Origin of the sequence: Kurthia senegalensis, from assembly GCF_000285595.1 — a bacterium.
GTDB classification, from domain to species: Bacteria; Bacillota; Bacilli; order Bacillales_A; family Planococcaceae; genus Kurthia; species Kurthia senegalensis.
The window spans coordinates 26,574-44,957 of record NZ_HE611074.1; the positions used below are offsets into that span (position 1 = coordinate 26,574).

The 18,384-nt window shown below is 37.4% G+C and carries 20 protein-coding genes and 2 pseudogenes; 1 reads left to right on the plus strand and 21 read right to left on the minus strand.

What is annotated here, in order from left to right:
• Positions 1–115: 115 nt before the first annotated feature.
• From KSHG_RS15125 to metG, 12 genes and pseudogenes are all read right to left on the minus strand, one after another.
• Positions 116–1,075, minus strand: a complete 960-nt coding sequence (locus tag KSHG_RS15125; RefSeq protein ID WP_010309111.1) for a ribose-phosphate diphosphokinase — start codon at positions 1,073–1,075, stop codon at positions 116–118.
• 39 nt (positions 1,076–1,114) lie between these two features.
• Positions 1,115–2,470 carry a bifunctional UDP-N-acetylglucosamine diphosphorylase/glucosamine-1-phosphate N-acetyltransferase GlmU gene (gene glmU / locus KSHG_RS15130; RefSeq protein WP_010309115.1) on the minus strand — a complete coding sequence of 452 codons (1,356 nt, stop codon included), beginning with the start codon at positions 2,468–2,470 and terminating at the stop codon, positions 1,115–1,117.
• 460 nt (positions 2,471–2,930) lie between these two features.
• Positions 2,931–3,227, minus strand: coding sequence for a septation regulator SpoVG (gene spoVG / locus KSHG_RS15135; RefSeq protein WP_010309120.1), 297 nt, complete (start codon positions 3,225–3,227; stop codon positions 2,931–2,933).
• Between the two features lie 194 nt (positions 3,228–3,421).
• Positions 3,422–3,796, minus strand: coding sequence for a RidA family protein (locus tag KSHG_RS15140; RefSeq protein WP_010309123.1), 375 nt, complete (start codon positions 3,794–3,796; stop codon positions 3,422–3,424).
• Positions 3,797–3,799: 3 nt separating this feature from the next.
• A complete protein-coding gene (gene purR, locus KSHG_RS15145) occupies positions 3,800–4,627 on the minus strand; it encodes a pur operon repressor (RefSeq protein WP_010309126.1) in 828 nt (275 codons plus the stop codon).
• Positions 4,628–4,694: 67 nt separating this feature from the next.
• Positions 4,695–5,549 carry a 4-(cytidine 5'-diphospho)-2-C-methyl-D-erythritol kinase gene (gene ispE, locus KSHG_RS15150; protein WP_010309128.1) on the minus strand — a complete coding sequence of 285 codons (855 nt, stop codon included), beginning with the start codon at positions 5,547–5,549 and terminating at the stop codon, positions 4,695–4,697.
• Positions 5,550–5,729: 180 nt separating this feature from the next.
• Positions 5,730–5,990 carry a biofilm formation stimulator Veg gene (gene veg / locus KSHG_RS15155; RefSeq protein ID WP_010309131.1) on the minus strand — a complete coding sequence of 87 codons (261 nt, stop codon included), beginning with the start codon at positions 5,988–5,990 and terminating at the stop codon, positions 5,730–5,732.
• 137 nt (positions 5,991–6,127) lie between these two features.
• Positions 6,128–7,006 (minus strand): 16S rRNA (adenine(1518)-N(6)/adenine(1519)-N(6))-dimethyltransferase RsmA, encoded by an 879-nt coding sequence (rsmA, locus tag KSHG_RS15160; RefSeq protein WP_010309134.1) that lies wholly within the window; start codon positions 7,004–7,006, stop codon positions 6,128–6,130.
• Positions 6,999–7,561: pseudogene (rnmV, locus tag KSHG_RS17195) on the minus strand (ribonuclease M5). The gene rsmA and the pseudogene rnmV overlap by 8 nt, the downstream one beginning before the upstream one ends.
• A 157-nt stretch (positions 7,562–7,718) precedes the next feature.
• Positions 7,719–8,435 carry a 3D domain-containing protein gene (locus KSHG_RS19035; RefSeq protein WP_010309143.1) on the minus strand — a complete coding sequence of 239 codons (717 nt, stop codon included), beginning with the start codon at positions 8,433–8,435 and terminating at the stop codon, positions 7,719–7,721.
• 132 nt (positions 8,436–8,567) lie between these two features.
• Positions 8,568–9,349, minus strand: a pseudogene (locus tag KSHG_RS17200) (TatD family hydrolase).
• Between the two features lie 295 nt (positions 9,350–9,644).
• Positions 9,645–11,615, minus strand: coding sequence for a methionine--tRNA ligase (gene metG, locus KSHG_RS15180; RefSeq protein ID WP_010309151.1), 1,971 nt, complete (start codon positions 11,613–11,615; stop codon positions 9,645–9,647).
• A 362-nt stretch (positions 11,616–11,977) separates the two neighbouring features.
• Between metG and KSHG_RS15185 the strand changes: the two genes are divergently transcribed.
• Positions 11,978–12,256, plus strand: a complete 279-nt coding sequence (locus tag KSHG_RS15185; protein WP_010309155.1) for an AbrB/MazE/SpoVT family DNA-binding domain-containing protein — start codon at positions 11,978–11,980, stop codon at positions 12,254–12,256.
• Between the two features lie 253 nt (positions 12,257–12,509).
• On the opposite strand, the gene rsmI is transcribed toward KSHG_RS15185, so the two are convergent.
• From rsmI to tmk, 9 genes are read right to left on the minus strand one after another with little or no spacing between them, the layout of a single operon-like run.
• Positions 12,510–13,376 (minus strand): 16S rRNA (cytidine(1402)-2'-O)-methyltransferase, encoded by an 867-nt coding sequence (rsmI, locus tag KSHG_RS15190; protein ID WP_083844914.1) that lies wholly within the window; start codon positions 13,374–13,376, stop codon positions 12,510–12,512.
• Positions 13,348–13,644, minus strand: a complete 297-nt coding sequence (locus KSHG_RS15195; protein ID WP_010309163.1) for a GIY-YIG nuclease family protein — start codon at positions 13,642–13,644, stop codon at positions 13,348–13,350. Before KSHG_RS15195 ends, rsmI begins: the two co-directional genes overlap by 29 nt.
• Complete coding sequence (locus tag KSHG_RS15200) at positions 13,628–14,377, minus strand: tRNA1(Val) (adenine(37)-N6)-methyltransferase (RefSeq protein ID WP_010309165.1); 750 nt, start codon at positions 14,375–14,377, stop codon at positions 13,628–13,630. The genes KSHG_RS15195 and KSHG_RS15200 overlap by 17 nt, the downstream gene beginning before the upstream one ends.
• A 51-nt stretch (positions 14,378–14,428) precedes the next feature.
• Positions 14,429–14,803 (minus strand): DNA replication initiation control protein YabA, encoded by a 375-nt coding sequence (gene yabA / locus KSHG_RS15205; protein ID WP_026022631.1) that lies wholly within the window; start codon positions 14,801–14,803, stop codon positions 14,429–14,431.
• Positions 14,804–14,826: 23 nt separating this feature from the next.
• Positions 14,827–15,642 carry a PSP1 domain-containing protein gene (locus tag KSHG_RS15210; RefSeq protein ID WP_010309171.1) on the minus strand — a complete coding sequence of 272 codons (816 nt, stop codon included), beginning with the start codon at positions 15,640–15,642 and terminating at the stop codon, positions 14,827–14,829.
• Positions 15,635–16,642, minus strand: a complete 1,008-nt coding sequence (holB, locus tag KSHG_RS15215) for a DNA polymerase III subunit delta' (RefSeq protein WP_010309175.1) — start codon at positions 16,640–16,642, stop codon at positions 15,635–15,637. The genes KSHG_RS15210 and holB overlap by 8 nt, the downstream gene beginning before the upstream one ends.
• Positions 16,643–16,691: 49 nt before the next feature.
• Positions 16,692–17,129 carry a YaaR family protein gene (locus KSHG_RS15220; protein ID WP_010309178.1) on the minus strand — a complete coding sequence of 146 codons (438 nt, stop codon included), beginning with the start codon at positions 17,127–17,129 and terminating at the stop codon, positions 16,692–16,694.
• A gap of 18 nt (positions 17,130–17,147) precedes the next feature.
• A complete protein-coding gene (locus KSHG_RS15225; RefSeq protein ID WP_010309181.1) occupies positions 17,148–17,477 on the minus strand; it encodes a cyclic-di-AMP receptor in 330 nt (109 codons plus the stop codon).
• Between the two features lie 54 nt (positions 17,478–17,531).
• Entirely contained in the window at positions 17,532–18,164 is a 633-nt protein-coding gene (gene tmk, locus KSHG_RS15230; protein ID WP_010309185.1) for a dTMP kinase, read from the minus strand.
• Positions 18,165–18,384: the final 220 nt, after the last annotated feature.

Consider the following 18,384-nt stretch of genomic DNA (forward strand, 5'->3'; position numbering starts at 1 on the left):
TTTATCTTTTTGTGTTACAAATAATTAATTCCCTAAATGAGTAGCATTTAAACATAAACAGACAAAAAGAGCGTAGGCAAATGCCCACGCTCCCTTCGTAAAATACGTTTATATATTAATCAAATAATTTACTTACTGATTTGTTTTCGTAAATGCGTACGATTGCATCAGCTAATAATTTTGAAACAGAAAGTTGGTGAATTTTTGGTGATTTTTTCTCTTCTGATAATTGAATTGAATCTGTAACGACTAATTCTTTAATAACAGAGTTTTCGATACGTTCGATTGCTGGACCAGAAAGTACTGGGTGAGTACAGCAAGCGTAAACTTCTTTAGCGCCTGCTTCTTTAAGGGCAGCAGCACCGATTGTAATTGTGCCTGCAGTATCGATGATATCATCGATTAAGATACACGTTTTGCCTTCTACATTACCAACGATGTTCATAACTTCTGCAACATTTGGTTTTGGACGACGTTTATCAATAATCGCAATTGGGGCTTTAAGACGTTCAGCCATTTTACGAGCACGAGTAACACCACCGTGATCAGGAGATACGATGACTAAGTCATTGCCTTCAAAACCTTTTTCTTTGAAGTAATCAGATAGTAATGAAGAACCTACTAAGTGATCGATTAAAATATCAAAGAAACCTTGGATTTGTGGAGCATGTAAATCTAAAAGAACGACGCGAGTAGCGCCAGCTGTTTCTAAAAGATTTGCTACTAATTTAGCCGTAATTGGTTCACGTGAACGTGCTTTACGGTCTTGACGAGCGTAGCCATAATAAGGCATTACTACATTTACTGTGCGTGCAGAAGCACGTTTCACAGCATCAACCATAATTAATAACTCCATTAGGTTTTCATTTACTGGAGCTGAAGTAGACTGCACGATAAATACGTCACAACCACGAATACTTTCCTCAATGCTGATTTGAATTTCTCCATCACTGAAGTGTTTTACAGAGCTTTTACCTAGCTCTACACCCATTTCCTCTGCAATCGCAGAAGCAAGTGGTTCGTTAGAATTTAGAGAAAAGATTTTTAAATTTGAGTTAGCATATTGATACGGCATGATGGCCTCCTGTTTAGTTATAAATTATTTTAATTTTAATTATTTCACGTAGTTTTCTTTGTTCTCTTGACGAGAACGTCCAATAGCAAGCGCATTGTCTGGTACGTCTTTGTGCACGGTAGTACCTGCAGCAATTAATGAATTTTCACCTAATGTAACAGGTGCCATTAAGTTTGCATTACAGCCGACAAATGATTTGTCTTTAATGATCGTTTTGAACTTGTTCACACCGTCATAATTTACTGTAATTGTACCGCAACCGATATTAACGTCAGAACCAATTTCAGCGTCACCTAAATAAGTTAAGTGAGACGCTTTACTACCTTCACCTAAAGTCGTTTTCTTCAGTTCAACGAAGTTGCCGACTTTCGCTTTATTTAATACATTCGATGCAGGGCGAATATGTGCAAAAGGACCGACTGCAACGTCGTCTCCAATTGTACTTTCTTCTACAACCGAATTTTTCACAGATGTGCGGTCGCCAATTTGGCTATCGCTCACTTGTGTATTCGGTCCGATTAGACAATCTTCACCGATTGACACAGTTCCTTCTAACATTGTTCCTGGTAAAAGAATCGTGTCAGAACCAATCGTTACGTCTGTACCGATATATGTGTTTTCAGGATTAATAATTGTCACGCCATTACGCATATGTTTTTCATTAATACGCGCACGCATAATCGTTTCAGCTTGAGAAAGCGCGAAACGATCATTGACACCAAGTGTTTCAGAGAAATCGTCACATACAGATGCAGCGACTACTTCTCCTTGATTTTTTAAAATTTCAATAACATCTGGTAAATAATATTCACCTTGTGCATTGTCGTTGCCGACTAATTGCAATGCAGCGAATAACGCTTTGTTATCAAAGCAGTACGTACCTGTGTTAATTTCAGTGACTAAACGTTGTTCTTCTGTCGCATCTTTATGTTCAACAATTTGAGAAACTTGACCGTCTTCCGAACGTAAAATACGTCCATAACCAGTCGGATCTTCAGCGATTGCCGTTAAGATCGTTGCTTTTGCTTGTTGAGCTTCATGATGGGCAATTAACGCTTCCATTGTCTCTGGACGAATCAATGGCGTGTCCCCACAAATAACAATCGTCGTTCCTTCAAGGTTGCCAAGTAAAGGCTCAGCTTGTTGAACGGCATGAGCTGTACCAAGCTGTTCGGCTTGTAATACATATTCACTCTTATCACCAAGTTGTTCTTTTACTTTTTCTGCCCCGTGTCCAACGATTGAAACTGTACGTGTGACATCTAGCGTTTGAATGTGGTCTACTACATGTTCTACCATTGGTTTTCCACATACAGAATGAAGAACTTTATATAATTTGGATTTCATACGTGTGCCTTGGCCAGCAGCCAAAATAACCGCATAAATATTTGTCATGACATTAAGTCCTCCAGTTTGCTGATTTTCTCTTATGACTATATAGCAAAATTCGTTACTTTTCAAGGCTTTAAGACTTGACAAAAAGATGTCATACATCATAAAATTAAATCCTTTTGTTTTTTTAATCCTTTTCTCTCAATAAAAAACGGATACTATCAGTATTTCAAGTACATATTTTCTATCATTAAAGAAATATTTCATATCTTTTAAACTTTTATGAACTTTATCCATCTATAGAATTTTATTTTCAGCCATCTAAAAATAACGTAACTATACATTCATACGGACGATGTCGAAACAACGATGTTGTTTTTTCATTCCCCCTTTCAAAAGGCTTTAGACATATGAAAAAATCCATAGGAAGCAAATACCTACTGGCATCTACCTCCTATGGATTTAATCGTGCTCCCGCACAGATTATGTACTTCCTTTGCCTGATACGGAGTATGCGTAAAAATTACTCACCAACTGGTGTCGCTGTTTGCTCAACTTCCTCAATTAATTCCGTTTGCTCGTATTGCTCTAAAATAGCCGATTGAATTTTATTTCTCATGTGTGAATTAATCGGATGCGCAATATCGCGGAATTCTCCAGTCGTCGTCTTTTTACTCGGCATCGCTACGAAAAACCCTTCGTTCCCTTCAATTACACGAATGTCATGAACGACAAACTCCCCATCAAATGTAATTGAAGCAATTCCTCTCATACGTCCCTCTGATTGGACCCGACGTACTTTTACGTCTGTAATTTCCATATTCTCCACCGCCTTTTCTCTAAGATGCACAAAATAAACTATTTCCTACTCTTATATTCGGCTTAAAACCATTATTTTCCTTCTTTTTTTAAAATATTTTCGAAATATTAAAAAAATATAACGTAGAAAGAAAATGCAATCTACTCATTTTAATTTTACGCATAAAAAAAATCGCCATTAAGGCGATTTTTCATTTATTTCACGAGTGCAATAACTTCGATTTCAACTTTTACATCTTTCGGTAAACGTGAAACTTCTACGCAGCTACGTGCAGGTTTATGCGCACCAAAATGACGTGCATACTCCTCGTTTAATTTACCAAATTCATTCATATCTGAAATGAATACCATCGTTTTCACGACTTGGTCTAAAGAAGAACCTGCTTCCGCAAGAACGGCTTTTAAATTTTCGAAGACTTGGTTTGTTTGTTCAGTAATAGAACCTTCAACTAAGTCGCCTTCCGCTGTTAATGGAATTTGACCTGAGCTATAAAAAAGATTGTTCACAATGACGCCTTGTACATACGGTCCAATGGCCGCTGGTGCATTTTTCGTTGCTACTTCTTTCATTACTTAGTTTCCACCTTTCGAAAAATAATTACCCTCCGTTAACTCAATCGTGCGATCTTTTTCGCTTACGTCTTTTAACTTCACAAGTGAATAATAATCGTCCACTAAGCGCTCATCAGGATGTTCTGCTTCTACTAGCACGGCAATCCCTGCTAATGTGCAATCAAACTCTTCTAATAAGTTTTTCATCCCGTTCATCGTACCGCCAACTTTCATAAAGTCATCGGTAATTAAAACACGTTGTCCACTCTTCATACTACGTTTCGATAATACCATCGTTTGAATACGACGAGAAGAACCTGAAACATAATTAATACTTACAGTGGAACCTTCTGTTACTTTATTGTCTCGACGTACGACAACGACTGGTACGTTCAAATGACGTGCAATTGCATGTGCAATTGAAATACCTTTCGTTGCGACCGTCATCACAACATCAATTTCTTGGTTACAAAAAGCAGAAGCAAATACTTTTCCGACTTTATTCATTAACTCAGGGTTTCCGAGTAAATCTGTCATAAATAAGTATCCACCTGGTAACAAGCGATCTGAATGACTTAATTCTGAAATTAATTCATCAATGACCTTTTTAGCTGCTACTTCAGGAACTTTCGGGATGTATTTCACACCACCTGCCGCACCCGGGACCGTAACTAAATGACCAATCCCTCTTTCTTCAAATGTATCTTTCACAATCGATAAATCTTCACTAATAGAAGATTTAGCTGATTGATATGATTCAGCGAAAAATGTAAGGGGGATCAATTGTTGTGGATGCTCCAATAAATAATGCGTCATGTCTACAAGACGTTCACTACGCTTCCATTTCATGAAATCCTCTCCTAAATACGAATGTTTTATACAAAAAATACCATAAATATACGCTTTTAAGCAAGCACTATCGATCGCCTAACAAACGTACAGCATATACTTCATCACAAAAACCTTTAAGTCCATTGACAATGCGTGTCGTACGAGCTTCTGTTTGAACGAGTGCAAACACCGTAGGGCCGCTTCCACTCATTAATACACCATCTGCTCCAAAACGTTGCATTTGTTCTTTAATGCTTGATACTTCGGGATGTAATTGTAACGTGACACTTTCCAATACATTGCTTAGTGTACCACACATTTTATCATAATCATTCGTCTCAATTGCCTCTACCATACGAGCGGTATTTGGATGTTTAGCGTCTTCTAACTTCAACCCGCCATATACGGCCGCTGTTGATACCCCAATAGAAGGTTTCGCAAGAATTACCCAGCTACTCGGCGGTGCTGAAATATGTTCGATCTTCTCTCCTCGACCACGTGCAATTGCCGTTCCCCCATAAACGCAAAATGACACATCTGAGCCGATTTCAGCTCCAAGCTCTGCTAATTCATCAATCGTTAAACCTAACTCCCACAACTCATTCAACCCTTTAAATGTAGCTGCTGCATCACTACTACCTCCAGCAAGGCCTGCAGCGACAGGAATTTGCTTATCAATTGTAATAGCGACACCTTTCGTTACGTGAAACCGTTCTTGTAGTAACTTCGCCGCTTGATATGCTAAGTTACGTTGGTCATCCGGCACAAAATTATTAGTAGAATGAATGAGAATGTCTGTATCCTCACGCAACTCTAAACCGACACGATCGGCTAAATCAACCGTCGTCATAATCATTTCCACTTCATGGTAACCGTCCGGACGTTTATGTAATACATCCAACGTTAAGTTAATCTTTGCAGGTGCTTTTACGTAAAGCATATGCATACCTCACTTTCATACTGGCAAGTTTGCCCTTATCACTGAATATTATTTTACCACATCGGTTCGGATGCGATAGAAAATAACACGTAAAATTTATAGGCAAAACAAAACACTTATAAAACTGTCTTTAACGAAAGAAAGTTTTATAAGTGCCCGAAAAATAAATATAATTACAAGTTATTCGGCAACGGCTAATTTCGTGTCGTCTTCGAATGTAATTTCTACTGCTTCTGTCAAAATGTCTGTATAGCTGTATGAAACGCGTTCAAAAGCGTTTTCTTCTTGATCGAGGTCTACGACAAATACTGCACGATAAGTTTCGCGTAATACGCCTACACGTTCGATCGTTTTTTTACGACCACCGTTTGCTTTTAATTGCATACGTTGACCTAAATGACTATCTAATAAAATCTTAATGTCTGCTAATGTCTTTGGCATTATGCTTACACCTCACTGTAATACAGTATACCAAATTTTTGATATTTCGTCAACATAAATATACATTTTAACAATCTATTTTTTCTATGTCAATTAATTTCTAACATTTTTGAGCTGTTTTTTTATAAAATCGCCTTTTAACCGAAATATGGCAGTAAAGCATCCGCCAAAGCCCCAAATTCCGCAATTGATAGCGTTTCCCCACGACGAGAAGGTTCAATGTTTACAGATTCCAAAGCTTCTAAAATTTGGGCTTTTTTTGCTTTTCCTTCTGGCAATTGTGATTGTAAATTATTCAACAATGTTTTACGACGTTGTGCAAAAGAAGCACGTGTCACTTCGAAGAAGAATTTCTCATCTTTCACTGTTACTGGAGGTTGATCGTGACGAATTAATTTTAAGACAGCTGAATCAACATTCGGTTGTGGCATGAATACCGTTTTCGGTACAATCATCGCTACTTCAGCTGTGCAGTAATATTGAACAGCAATCGATAAAGAACCGTATGCTTTCGTACCTGGTTTTGCAGAAATACGATCCGCTACTTCTTTTTGCATCATAACGACAAACCCACGCAATGGTAATTGGTCGTTTAATAATTTCATTAAAATCGGTGTCGTTACGTAATATGGTAAGTTCGCTACAACCATGATGTCTTTATAACCTGCTAATTCCGTTTCTAAAAGCGTTTTAACATCTGCTTTTAAAACATCTGAAGGAACGATTGTTACGTTGTCGTAGGGGCTTAACGTATCTTCTAGTACAGGTAATAAACGTTGGTCAATTTCAAACGACATTACTTTCCCTGCTTGGCGAGCTAAATGTTCCGTTAGTGCGCCGATACCAGGTCCTACTTCAATCGCTGCGCTTTCTTTCGTTAAGTCAGCATGACCAACGATATTACGTAAAATGTTCGGATCAATTAAAAAGTTTTGCCCTAAACTTTTTTTGAATGAAAAACCATATTTCTTTAAAATCTCTTGTGTACGAATCGGTGTAGCAATATCTTTATGCATCCTGTTCCTCCTGGTTTAGTTGCGCAATAGCTGCGCCGAATTGTTGCTCTGTAATTTGAAACATTTCTAAACGTTTTACGAGCTGTTTGCCGTTCGTAGAACCTATATTTAAAATTTCACCTAAGCGATCGCGACGTCGTTTAGCTGATGGATGTCCCATCAAACGCGCTGCTAATAAATCATCTAACGTAATCGTACATGCCGGTGCATCTGTTTGAGCTGTATAGACATTTTCAAGCGCATAACGAATGTCTTCTGGTTTCGCATGCTCAATGCCTAAACTTTTACCGTTTTTAGCAATTGTTTTTTCTTCGGTAAAAAAGCATGTTTAATTCCTTTTACACGCTCTTCGATAATGGCACGAATACGACGTCCTGGATAATCTGGATCTGTGAATACGATAACACCTCTTACGTCTTGTGCATGCTGAATACGTTGTAGGCACTCTGCCGAAATAGCAGAACCGTTCGTTTCGATCGTATCTGCGTTGACAGAACGTTTTATTGCGGTCGTATCATCTTTGCCTTCCACGACAATGATTTCTTTAATATCCACTTATGGGAAGCCTCTTTTCTTTTTTACTACGGTCTAAAAATAATCAATATGCTTATTATAATATGTCCTAACGAAAATAGAAAGTTTCTCTTCTCTTCATGAAAAAAGGAGCACCACATTAAAATGTAGCACTCCTTTTCATTATTCATCTTGCTTATTAATAAACCGTTACTTTAACTGTACGACGTCCCCAGTTTAAAGCTTTTGATTTTGATGACATGAATACATCGATTTTTTTACCGCGAATTGCGCCACCAGTATCTCCAGCTATAGCCATACCATAACCTTCTACATACACTTGTGAACCGAGCGGAATAACTCTCGGGTCAACTGCGATTACCTTTTTAGATGGGTTAGCACGTAGGTTAATGCCTGTTGCTGTACGTCCTGAACATCCTGCACAGTAAGCTGTGTAAGCTGTTGAAGTCACGTAAAATGATGAACCGCTATCGCTTACTTTCTTAACTGTTTTTAAATATTTTTTATTCACATAACCTTTTTTACCTTTGTACGATACTTTTGCCCAGCCATTTTTGCTGTTAGCTAAATATGTAACTTTTTTGCCTTTAGGAATTTTAGTTTTTATGCGATATTTAACACTTGGACCTGTACGAACATTTAAAGATGCTGTCGTTTTATAAGTACGTTTAGAAGCAACTGTTGAGATGCTTTCACCAGCAAAACGATTTGCATAACTTTGATCGTCTTTATATTTTTGTTCTGTTGTATTTTTGCTTGCTTGTTCATTAGTTGTAGTCGTCCACAGTGTGGCAACTACTAACGCAATCATAACTGTACATGCTGCTAAAAGCATATACGTTTTAGAATTTTTAAATGATTCCGGGAACAATTTTTTCATGCTATTGAAGTTCATGAAAAATACCTCCTTATTCACTCGTTGGATTATATAGAGCCTCGTCGATAGTTGTCAACAAAGTTCTATAATGACATAAAATGTAAAACCCCTTCATATCAATACTTCAGCGAGTTTTGAGGTTTTGGTCCTTTAGTCACATTTTATTTTGTAAAAACGTTGTGCATTTTCAGTCGTTACACGCTCAACTGTTTCAAGGCTAATCCCTTTCAAATCGGCGATTTCTTGTGCGATTAGGGGGATGTATGACGGCTCGTTCCTTTTACCTCTATTTGGGTGAGGTGCCAAGTACGGAGCATCAGTTTCTAAAATAATATGTTCAAGTGGAATTTCAGTCGCCACTTTTTTTTGGTGTTTTGGCATTTTTTAAACGTTACCGGACCACCTAAACCGACGTAAAAATTCAATTTATTTATAATATCATGTGCGATTTCAACACTTGCGCTAAACGAGTGCATGACACCGCCCACTTCTTCTGCATGTTCTTCTTTTAAAATTTGTACACAATCTCCTGTTGCCTCACGATTATGAATAATGATCGGGAGTTTAACACGTTTTGCTAATTGGATTTGTTGACGAAAAATACGTTGTTGAATATCTTTCGGTGATTTATCCCAATGATAATCTAATCCTGTCTCACCAATTGCGACGACTTTTTCATTCGTCATCGCTAAATGTTCTATCCAAACTAAATCTTCTTCCGTACAATCAATCGCATCAACAGGATGCCAACCGATCGCAGCGTATAAAAAATCATATTGTTCAACAAGTTCCAAAGCGCGCTCAATCGTCGGACGGTCAAAACCGACAACGATCATTTGCTTCACACCATTTTCTAAAGCGCGTTCGATTACCGCTTCTAAATCTTCGTTGTACTGTTCGGCATTTAAGTGTACGTGTGTGTCAATAAACATGGGACATGCTCCTATTCTTCGTAAAAATTATTTTACCTACTAAAATGATTTCATGAATAACGTTAAAATTACATTTTTGTTACAAATATTAAAATAAGTTTATTTATATACTCATTTTTAATGATTAATACTTATATTTAACTCACTTAAGTATTATTTATTAATCTTTTATTCCTACTTTACTAATCGTTAGAATATTAATAATTATTATTTTTTTGCGTGTTTTTTCAAAAAAATACGAGAGTGCGACAGTTTAATTACCTGCTACACTCTCGTTGTTTTTATATAGAAGAAACTAACGTACGCGCGCGCCGTTTTCTAAAGTTGGATCAACTTGTGCAAGTTTCAATGTGTCGCCGACGCTACCTGCTAAAATCATACCTTGTGATAATTCACCACGTAATTTAACTGGTTTTAAGTTTGCAACGACGATCACTTTTTGACCTACTAATTGTTCAGGTGTGTAATAAGCAGCAATGCCTGAAACGACTTGACGTTGTTCATAGCCAAGGTCTACTTGAATTTTTAAAAGCTTATCTGCTTTTTTCATTTTTTCAGCTGCTAATACTGTCCCGACACGAAGTTCAACTTTCATGAAGTCATCGATTGTGATTTCTTCTTCATGTTCAACGTCTTCCGCAACAACTTCTTTTTTCTCTTCAACTTGCGGTGTCTTCACAGAACTTTGCATTTGCTCACGAATGTAAGCAACTTCTACTTCGTTATCTAAACGAGGGAAAATTGGTTCCCCTTTTTCGATTACTTTCGTATTCGTTGGAATAACATTTCCTGCTGTTAACGTATCCCAAGCAAGAAGCTCTTCGCTTAAACCTAATTGACGTAAAATCTCTTTCGGTGCTTGTGTCATGAACGGTTGGATCATTACAGCCACACGACGAAGGTTTTCCGCTAAGTTGTACATTACTGTACCAAGTTGTGGTTTAAGTGCTTCATCTTTCGCAAGAACCCATGGTGACGTTTCATCAATATATTTGTTCGTACGTGATACGAGCGTCCAAATATCAGATAACGCAACGCTAAATTGCATTTTTTCCATATTTTCTTCGAATTTTGTTAAGGCTTCTTTCGCTGTTTCTTCAAGGGCCGTATCGAATTCCGTTGCGACTAAACCTTCTGTTGGAATAACACCATCGAAGTATTTATTCATCATAGACACTGTACGGTTTAATAAGTTACCAAGGTCGTTAGCAAGGTCAAAGTTCGTACGTTCGACGAATGACTCTGGTGAGAACACACCATCAGATCCGAATGGTAATTCACGTAATAAGAAGTAACGTGTCGCATCTAAGCCGTAACGTTCGATTAACATTTCAGGATATACGACATTCCCTTTTGATTTAGACATTTTTCCATCTTTCATCATAATGAATCCATGTGCAAATACTTTTTTAGGTAATGGTAAATCAAGTGCCATTAAGAAAATTGGCCAGTAAATTGTATGGAAGCGAACGATATCTTTACCGACAACGTGCACATTTGCAGGCCAGTAATTTTGGAATTCACCATCGTTATCTGTGCCATAACCTAATGTTGTAATGTAGTTCGTTAATGCATCAACCCACACGTATGTTACGTGTTTTTCGTCGCCTAATACAGGGATACCCCAATCAAATGACGTACGTGATACAGATAAGTCTTCAAGACCTGGTTTAATGAAGTTGTTAATCATTTCGTTTTTACGAGATTCTGGCTCGATGAAACCTGGGTTTTCTTCATAATATGCTAATAAGCGATCTGCGTATTTCTTCATATTAAAGAAGTAAGACTCTTCCTTCACTTTATGCACTGGACGACCACAGTCTGGACAGTTGCCATCTTCTAATTGTGTTTCAGTAAAGAATGATTCACAAGGTGTACAATACCAACCTTCGTATTCACCTTTGTAAATATCACCATTATCGACGAATTTTTTAAAGATTTTTTGAACAGCTTTCGTGTGACGTTCTTCAGTCGTTTGAATGAAGTCATCGTATGAAATATCCATTTGTTCCCATAATTTTTTAGCAGCTACAGCAATTTCATCTACATAAGCTTTTGGGGCTAATCCCGCTTCTTCTGACTTCTCTTGAATTTTTTGACCGTGTTCATCCATACCTGTTTGGAATCGCACATCAAATCCTTTAAGACGTTTGTAGCGAGCCATCGTATCAGCAGCTACGGTTGTGTAGGCCGTGCCAATATGAAACTTGCCACTAGGGTAATAAATTGGTGTTGTGATATAAAATGTTTCTTTTTTATTATTCACGAAAACTTCCTCCAGTGTTATACAGTATACTTACTATTCTATCTAAGTACGTAATTTGAAGCAATGAAAGTTTATTATGTCGAAATTCATGTCTTTTTTTGTCGAATATACAAAAAAGCAGTTTTTACTTTATTCAGCATGAAAACTGTCGAAAAAGACATTATATGGCTAATTAAATCAAAAAAAATGTGCATTAAATACCTTTATGTAACCAAATTCTGCAAAAAAAATTTGTTTTTAGGAGACAAAAATATTTGACGTTTATGGTATTAGTTGGTATGATTATTTCCAGACAAAGAAATGATGTCGAATTTTGACGAACTACCATATAAATTACAATTACAACTAGGAGGAATTTTACAATGAAATCTACAGGTATCGTACGTAAAGTTGATGAATTAGGACGTGTCGTTATTCCAATCGAATTACGCCGTACATTAGGAATTGCAGAAAAAGATGCTTTAGAAATCTATGTGGATGATGACAAAATCATCTTGAAAAAATATTTACCAAACATGACTTGTGCAGTTACTGGTGAAGTATCTGATGATAACTTCCGTTTAGCAGGCGGTAACTTAATCCTTAGCCCTGAAGGTGCACAAATTCTTGTTAAAGAAATTCAAAGCAAACTTTCTAAATAGTAATAGAGTAACAAACAACAATCCCAAATAAAATATCCCATTTCCCAAAACCCTTAAATAAATTTAATTAACACCATTTAACTGTATGACATGTGAGTTTTATAAATAGAGGCCCCGATGAATTTTCGCCGATTCGTCGGGGCTACGTTATGTAAAAAAGCAACCGAACTAAATTGATCGGTTGCTTTTTTCATATTTCTTCTTATTTAAATAAAAAACGAGCATACAACTCATCGCCTGTTCGTTCGCTTCATTATCCAACATGATATGCTTGATACACGTCACGTTTTGATAATTTACGTGCTTTTGATACTTCTTTAATCGCTTCTTTCGAACTTTGACCTTGTTCGATTAGTTTTTCAATATGTTCGACGACCGTTAACGCAGACCACCATGTCGTTTCTTCTTCTACAACACTTTCATCTGCACCTTCAACAATGACAACAAATTCTCCACGAACTTCACTTTCCGTAGCCCATTCTAATGCTTCTTCAATCGTACCACGTAAAAATTCTTCAAATTTCTTCGTTAATTCACGTGCTAATACGATTTGACGATTGCCTAAAATACTTTGCATATCTTTCAAAGCATCTTTCAAACGGTGTGGTGCTTCATAAAAAATAACTGTTTCATGACGTTTTGCAAGCTTCTCTAACGCTTCTTTACGCTCTTTCTTTTGACGACTTAAAAATCCATAAAATAAAAACGGTTGTGCAGGTAATCCTGATGCGATTAAAGCCGTTAAAGCTGCATTTGCACCTGGTAATGGTACGACTGCAAAGCCTTCTGCCATCGCTTTCATCGCAATATCTTTCCCTGGATCTGAAATACAAGGCATTCCTGCGTCGCTTACGAGTGCAACGGTTTTTCCTTCTCTCAATAAATGCAGTAGCTTTTCGCCACCTTGCTCTTGATTAAAGTCATGATAACTCGTTAAAGGTGTTTCAATTTCAAAGTAGTTACATAAACGTTTCGTATTACGCGTATCTTCTGCTGCAATAACGTCCGCTTCTTTTAAAATACGTAATGCACGCATCGTCATATCTTCCAAATTGCCGATCGGTGTTGGGACTAAATAAAGTGCCCCTGTTTCATGTTGAGCGCTCATTTGTGATTGAATCATTGTATTGTCCCCTTTCTTCTATATAGGCTAATTTTTGCTTGCGCGTTCTTTTTTTAAAATAATACTCCGCACGCATCGCGTCATGCTTCGTTTCAAATGTTTCGACGTAAATGCATTCAACAGGTAGCCTCGCTTTCGTATACTTTGCTCCCTTTCCTGCATTGTGTGTCGCAATTCTTTTTTCAAGATTGTTCGTATACCCCGTGTACAATGTATCATCGCTACAACGTAACACATACATTACTTCTCTATTCGTTGTCGCCATACAGCATCTCTTTCACTTCATCTGTATATTCGTTCTGATTATCATATACGTAAAGAGGAGGTAATATTTTCAATCCTGGCTTCCCATCTTTAATACCTTCTATTAAAAGTGTATTCGCTTCTTTCCCCATCTTCGGATAGACGAGGCGCATACGTTTCGGTTCAATTCGATTCGCACGCATCGCCGTAACGATGTCTAATAAACGCTCTGGACGATGTACGTACGCTGCTTTACCGCCTTGTTTTAAAAGTCGACTCGACGTATAAATCATCTCATCCAATTTCAAATAAATTTCATGACGTGCAATTTTCACATGTTCTTTCAAGTTTTTATCACTTGCTTCATGCGCTAGAAAATACGGTGGGTTACACGTAACGACATCATACTTCTCTACACCTAATTCATTTGAAACTGTACGAACATCTCCTTGAATCACTTGGATTTGTTGTTCTAACTCGTTGTATGCCACGCTACGAGTCGCCATATCAACTAAGCGATCTTGCAACTCAACAGCGACAATATTTGCCTTCGTTCGTGCACTTAAAAATAAAGGAATCGCCCCGTTGCCAGCGCATAAATCCACGATTTTTCCTTTATGATGTGGCACGTTTACGAAACGTGACAGCAATACGGCATCCAGTGAAAATGAAAACACCGACGGACTTTGTATAATGCGTAATTCCTCCGCAAGTAAATAATCCAGGCGTTCATCACCTTTTAACCATTGTTCCATAAATTACCCTCCGACAAACTAAAAGACTGAGCCACAAAGTGGGACAGTCTTTTAGTCATTTTGTTTATCAAAAAACGATAGACAGAATAAGCAATCTTCACCCTTTCGAGACGTACCAAAATGTACGTGACATACGTGGTAGCCCTCATGATACAAACGAGCTAAATTGTCATATCCTTCTCCAACGTCAATAACTTCTTCTTTATGTTCTTCTGCTGCATTCAATGTCGCTAATGCAGGTAATGTTTCTTGTTGAGACAGCACTTCTTCTAAACGTGTACGCAAATAATGATTTTCCATTTGTAGCGTTTGATGTTCTTCCATCATTAGCGCAACGAATTTTTTCAACGCTTCAAATTGCGTTTGCATGGATTCAAGTTGCTGTTCGAATTCCATAACTGTATCTAAGAAATTACGGTCCTTCACGCAAGCCACCTCATATTCCCCTATTAGACTGAACTTTTTTCAAAGTCTTCGATCTCACCTAATGTATATTCTAACACACGATGATCTTCAAATAACTCGACTTGTAGTAAGTATTCTAAAATATTTAAACCTATGACTTTCCCTTTACCATCTGGTGTATTAATTGTACGACCTATGTCTGGAAGTTTCGCACGTGCTTCCTCATACTCATCGTTTTCGTATTTTAAGCAACACATTAAACGACCGCACAAACCTGAAATTTTCGATGGATTTAATGATAAGTTTTGATCTTTCGCCATTTTTATAGACACCGGTTCAAAATCACCTAAAAATGTTGAACAGCATAACATTCGACCACATGGACCAATCCCACCTAACATTTTCGCTTCATCACGTACACCGATTTGGCGTAATTCAATACGCGTACGGAAAACCGACGCTAAATCTTTTACTAACTCACGGAAGTCGACACGACCTTCAGCTGTGAAGTAAAAAATAATTTTATTACGATCAAATGTATACTCTACATCGACGAGTTTCATTTCAAGCTTATGAAACACAATTTTTTCTGTTGCTAATTCAAACGCACGTTTTGAATCCTCAATATTTTGAGACACTTGAACGTGGTCACGATCTGTTGAAACACGTACGACCTTTTTAAGTGGAAGTACGACATCTTCTTCATCTACCTCTTTAATAGGTACGACAACTTTTCCGTATTCGATACCTCTTGCTGTTTCTACAATCACGTATTGACCTAGCTCTAGTTGTTCGTCACCAGGATCAAAATAATATATTTTACCCGCTTTTTTAAAGCGAATTCCTACGACTTTATACAAAGGATTTTCCCTCCTGCAAATTCAACATTAGCTGCTCCATTAACAGCGTACGATTCATATTACTGTACAGCACTTTGCGTGCGTGCAATACGTGTTGTAACATATTCGATAAACGACCGTAAGTTAAACGTAATCCTATCGATGTGAAAAATGGAATCATATCTGGATACGTACACGTTGCTTGTGGATTGGCCTTCACTGCTACGATATCACGCAGAGCAAATAATAACAGGTCTAATGCTAATTCCATTTGGTCTTTTTCTTTAAAACTTGGAAGCCATTCATCGTGAACAATTAACAAAGCTTCATGAATATTTTTAGACAATATGGCTTCTACTAATTTTAACACTGTTTTTCTAGCATGTGCAAACTCATCTGCTTCTGAGAGTGCAATTGCTTTTTCAAAATCCGTTGTGATTGCACTAACTGTCGCAGCCATAGAGCTATTAATTCCAGTTTCTTTCAGTTGAGCTAACAAAAGATGGCGAGGAATCGGCTGAAATGCAACGTGCTGACAACGAGAACGAATTGTCGGCAAAATCGCATTGCTATTATTCGTAATCAAAATAGCTGTGACAGAGCCTTCAGGTTCTTCTAAAAATTTCAGTATTTTATTAGCTGATTTCGGATTCATTCGCTCAGCTTCATGAATAATATAAATTTTACGCCCCGACTCCATCCCTTTTTTGACCATCTCATCAAGTAGTTGCTCAATCGCTGCTACTTTAATAAATTGGCCTTCTGGATGTACGTGATGCAAATTAATATGATTACCGCTATCAATTCGATGACAGTTGCGACATTCATTACAAGGCTCTTCATTTATTGGATTTTCGCATAAGGCGACCTTCACAAAAAACAACGCAACATCTTCTACGGCTGCTTTGTTACTACCTTCAAAAATATACGCTTGTCCGATTCTATTTTTACGAACAATTCTTTGTAATTGCTGCATGACAATCGGTTGAAGTTGTTTAAGTTGTTCGACTGTTTTTTCCATTTAATCACCTTTTTAAAAAATCCCGTGATTCGTTAAACGAATACACGGGTTAAGTATAGAGATTAATTAATAAACCTTTAATCTCCCCAATCTTCGCTAACAGTTCGACAGAATCCTTTTCTTCATTTAAAAGATCTTCCGTTAATTCTATTAGCTTTTCGTCAATTGTATCAACAATTTTCAAACGACGACCTTCACCGAATCGATTCCACGTATGAGACTGTTTTAATTCCATTCCGAATGAAACCGACTCTTTTAAAAACCGTTTAATGAGCATTTTAAATTTTGCTAAATCACGTAAATTACGAGACTTTACAATTTTCTCTCCAGCACTTGATATATCTCCTAACAAGCGTGTTAATTGCTCTGTTTGCATTTTCTGACCTTGTTTTACAACAAGACTCCCGAAATTATTCGCCGGTTGTTGTTGAATATGTTGCGTGCGTGGTTGATTACGTCCGACGTGCAAGTCTTGATTAATTTTCACTTACAATACTCCTCCACTCTAGAAATGATGGAATTGTTCAATAGGTAATACAAACACTGTTGCGCCGCCAACTTCTACTTCTACAGGATATGGAATATACGAATCTGCATTTCCACCCATAGGTGAAATCGGGGCAACCATTTGTTCACGAGAGCGACAGTTATCACGAATAACGTCTAATGCTTTCGGTACGAGTGAGTCTTCTGTCCCAATTAAAAAAGTCGTGTTCCCAGATTTTAAAAATCCACCTGTACTCGCTAATTTCGTTGCACGAAAATTATTTTTCGTTAAAGCATTTGAAAGACGGTTACTATCTTGATCTTGTATTACTGCAACTACTAGTTTCATCGGCACTCACTCCTGATTGTTTTAAATTATTATATCATAAAGTAAAAACAGGCTTCACCCTTTAACAATGGGTTCGATACATTCCCATGCTGCTTCCACTACTTTCTCTAATGGTTGGCTTGCATCAATAATACAAATTCTCTCTGGATAACGTGCTGCAAGTTGCAAATAAGCTTGGCGTACAGACTCATGGAACGCTAAACTCTCTTTGTCTAAACGATTCACTTCTCGTCCTGTATTCGCCTCAATACGTGCTAGTCCAACAGCAGGCTCCAAATCAAACAATACTGTCACATTCGGCATACGATCACCGATTCCAAACTCATTGATTGCTTTTACAGCATCAATTCCTAAATTACGTCCTACACCTTGGTACGTTAATGATGAATCAATAAAACGATCACAAAGAACCATTTTTCCGGCAGTTAAAGCCGGTTCTACTTTCTCAGCAAAATGTTGGCTTCTTGCAGCTGCATACAATAAAGCCTCTGTTCTAGGGTCCATTTCTGTATGAGCTTTATCCAAAATAACATTCCGGATTTTCTCAGCAATCACACTCCCCCCAGGTTCACGCGTCGTCAAAACGTCAATGTTCAATTGTTGTAGTTTTTGAGCAATCTCTTTTAAAACCGTCGTTTTCCCGGCGCCTTCTGGACCTTCAAATGTAATAAATGGTGTCGTTTTCATTCGTTAAACCTCTTTCAATTTCAAGTTAATCTATTATTAGTATACCCTTATTTTACTTTTCTTGGTTTTATAAATAACCCTACAATTAATAAAGCTACAGCGAAAATGCTTTTTATCGTTCTTTTCATTTTCTCCCTCCTCTTAATAGTAACAAAAATAACGAAAGGAAAGAAAGAAAATAAAAAAACACCGACCAACAGTCGGTGTTTAGTGTGCCTAG

Excerpts from the sequence above, each read along its gene's own strand:
- holB (WP_010309175.1), bottom strand. The coding sequence starts at position 16,642 with ATGGAAAAAACAGTCGAACAACTTAAACAACTTCAACCGATTGTCATG.
- KSHG_RS15185 (WP_010309155.1), top strand. The coding sequence starts at position 11,978 with ATGAAATCTACAGGTATCGTACGTAAAGTTGATGAATTAGGACGTGTC.
- purR (WP_010309126.1), bottom strand. The coding sequence starts at position 4,627 with ATGAAATGGAAGCGTAGTGAACGTCTTGTAGACATGACGCATTATTTA.
- veg (WP_010309131.1), bottom strand. The coding sequence starts at position 5,990 with ATGCCAAAGACATTAGCAGACATTAAGATTTTATTAGATAGTCATTTA.
- tmk (WP_010309185.1), bottom strand. The coding sequence starts at position 18,164 with ATGAAAACGACACCATTTATTACATTTGAAGGTCCAGAAGGCGCCGGG.
- ispE (WP_010309128.1), bottom strand. The coding sequence starts at position 5,549 with ATGCTTTACGTAAAAGCACCTGCAAAGATTAACTTAACGTTGGATGTA.
- glmU (WP_010309115.1), bottom strand. The coding sequence starts at position 2,470 with ATGACAAATATTTATGCGGTTATTTTGGCTGCTGGCCAAGGCACACGT.
- KSHG_RS19035 (WP_010309143.1), bottom strand. The coding sequence starts at position 8,435 with ATGAACTTCAATAGCATGAAAAAATTGTTCCCGGAATCATTTAAAAAT.
- KSHG_RS15140 (WP_010309123.1), bottom strand. The coding sequence starts at position 3,796 with ATGAAAGAAGTAGCAACGAAAAATGCACCAGCGGCCATTGGACCGTAT.
- KSHG_RS15195 (WP_010309163.1), bottom strand. The coding sequence starts at position 13,644 with ATGGCGACAACGAATAGAGAAGTAATGTATGTGTTACGTTGTAGCGAT.
- KSHG_RS15225 (WP_010309181.1), bottom strand. The coding sequence starts at position 17,477 with ATGAAACTAGTAGTTGCAGTAATACAAGATCAAGATAGTAACCGTCTT.
- KSHG_RS15200 (WP_010309165.1), bottom strand. The coding sequence starts at position 14,377 with ATGGAACAATGGTTAAAAGGTGATGAACGCCTGGATTATTTACTTGCG.
- rsmA (WP_010309134.1), bottom strand. The coding sequence starts at position 7,006 with ATGCATAAAGATATTGCTACACCGATTCGTACACAAGAGATTTTAAAG.
- KSHG_RS15125 (WP_010309111.1), bottom strand. The coding sequence starts at position 1,075 with ATGCCGTATCAATATGCTAACTCAAATTTAAAAATCTTTTCTCTAAAT.
- spoVG (WP_010309120.1), bottom strand. The coding sequence starts at position 3,227 with ATGGAAATTACAGACGTAAAAGTACGTCGGGTCCAATCAGAGGGACGT.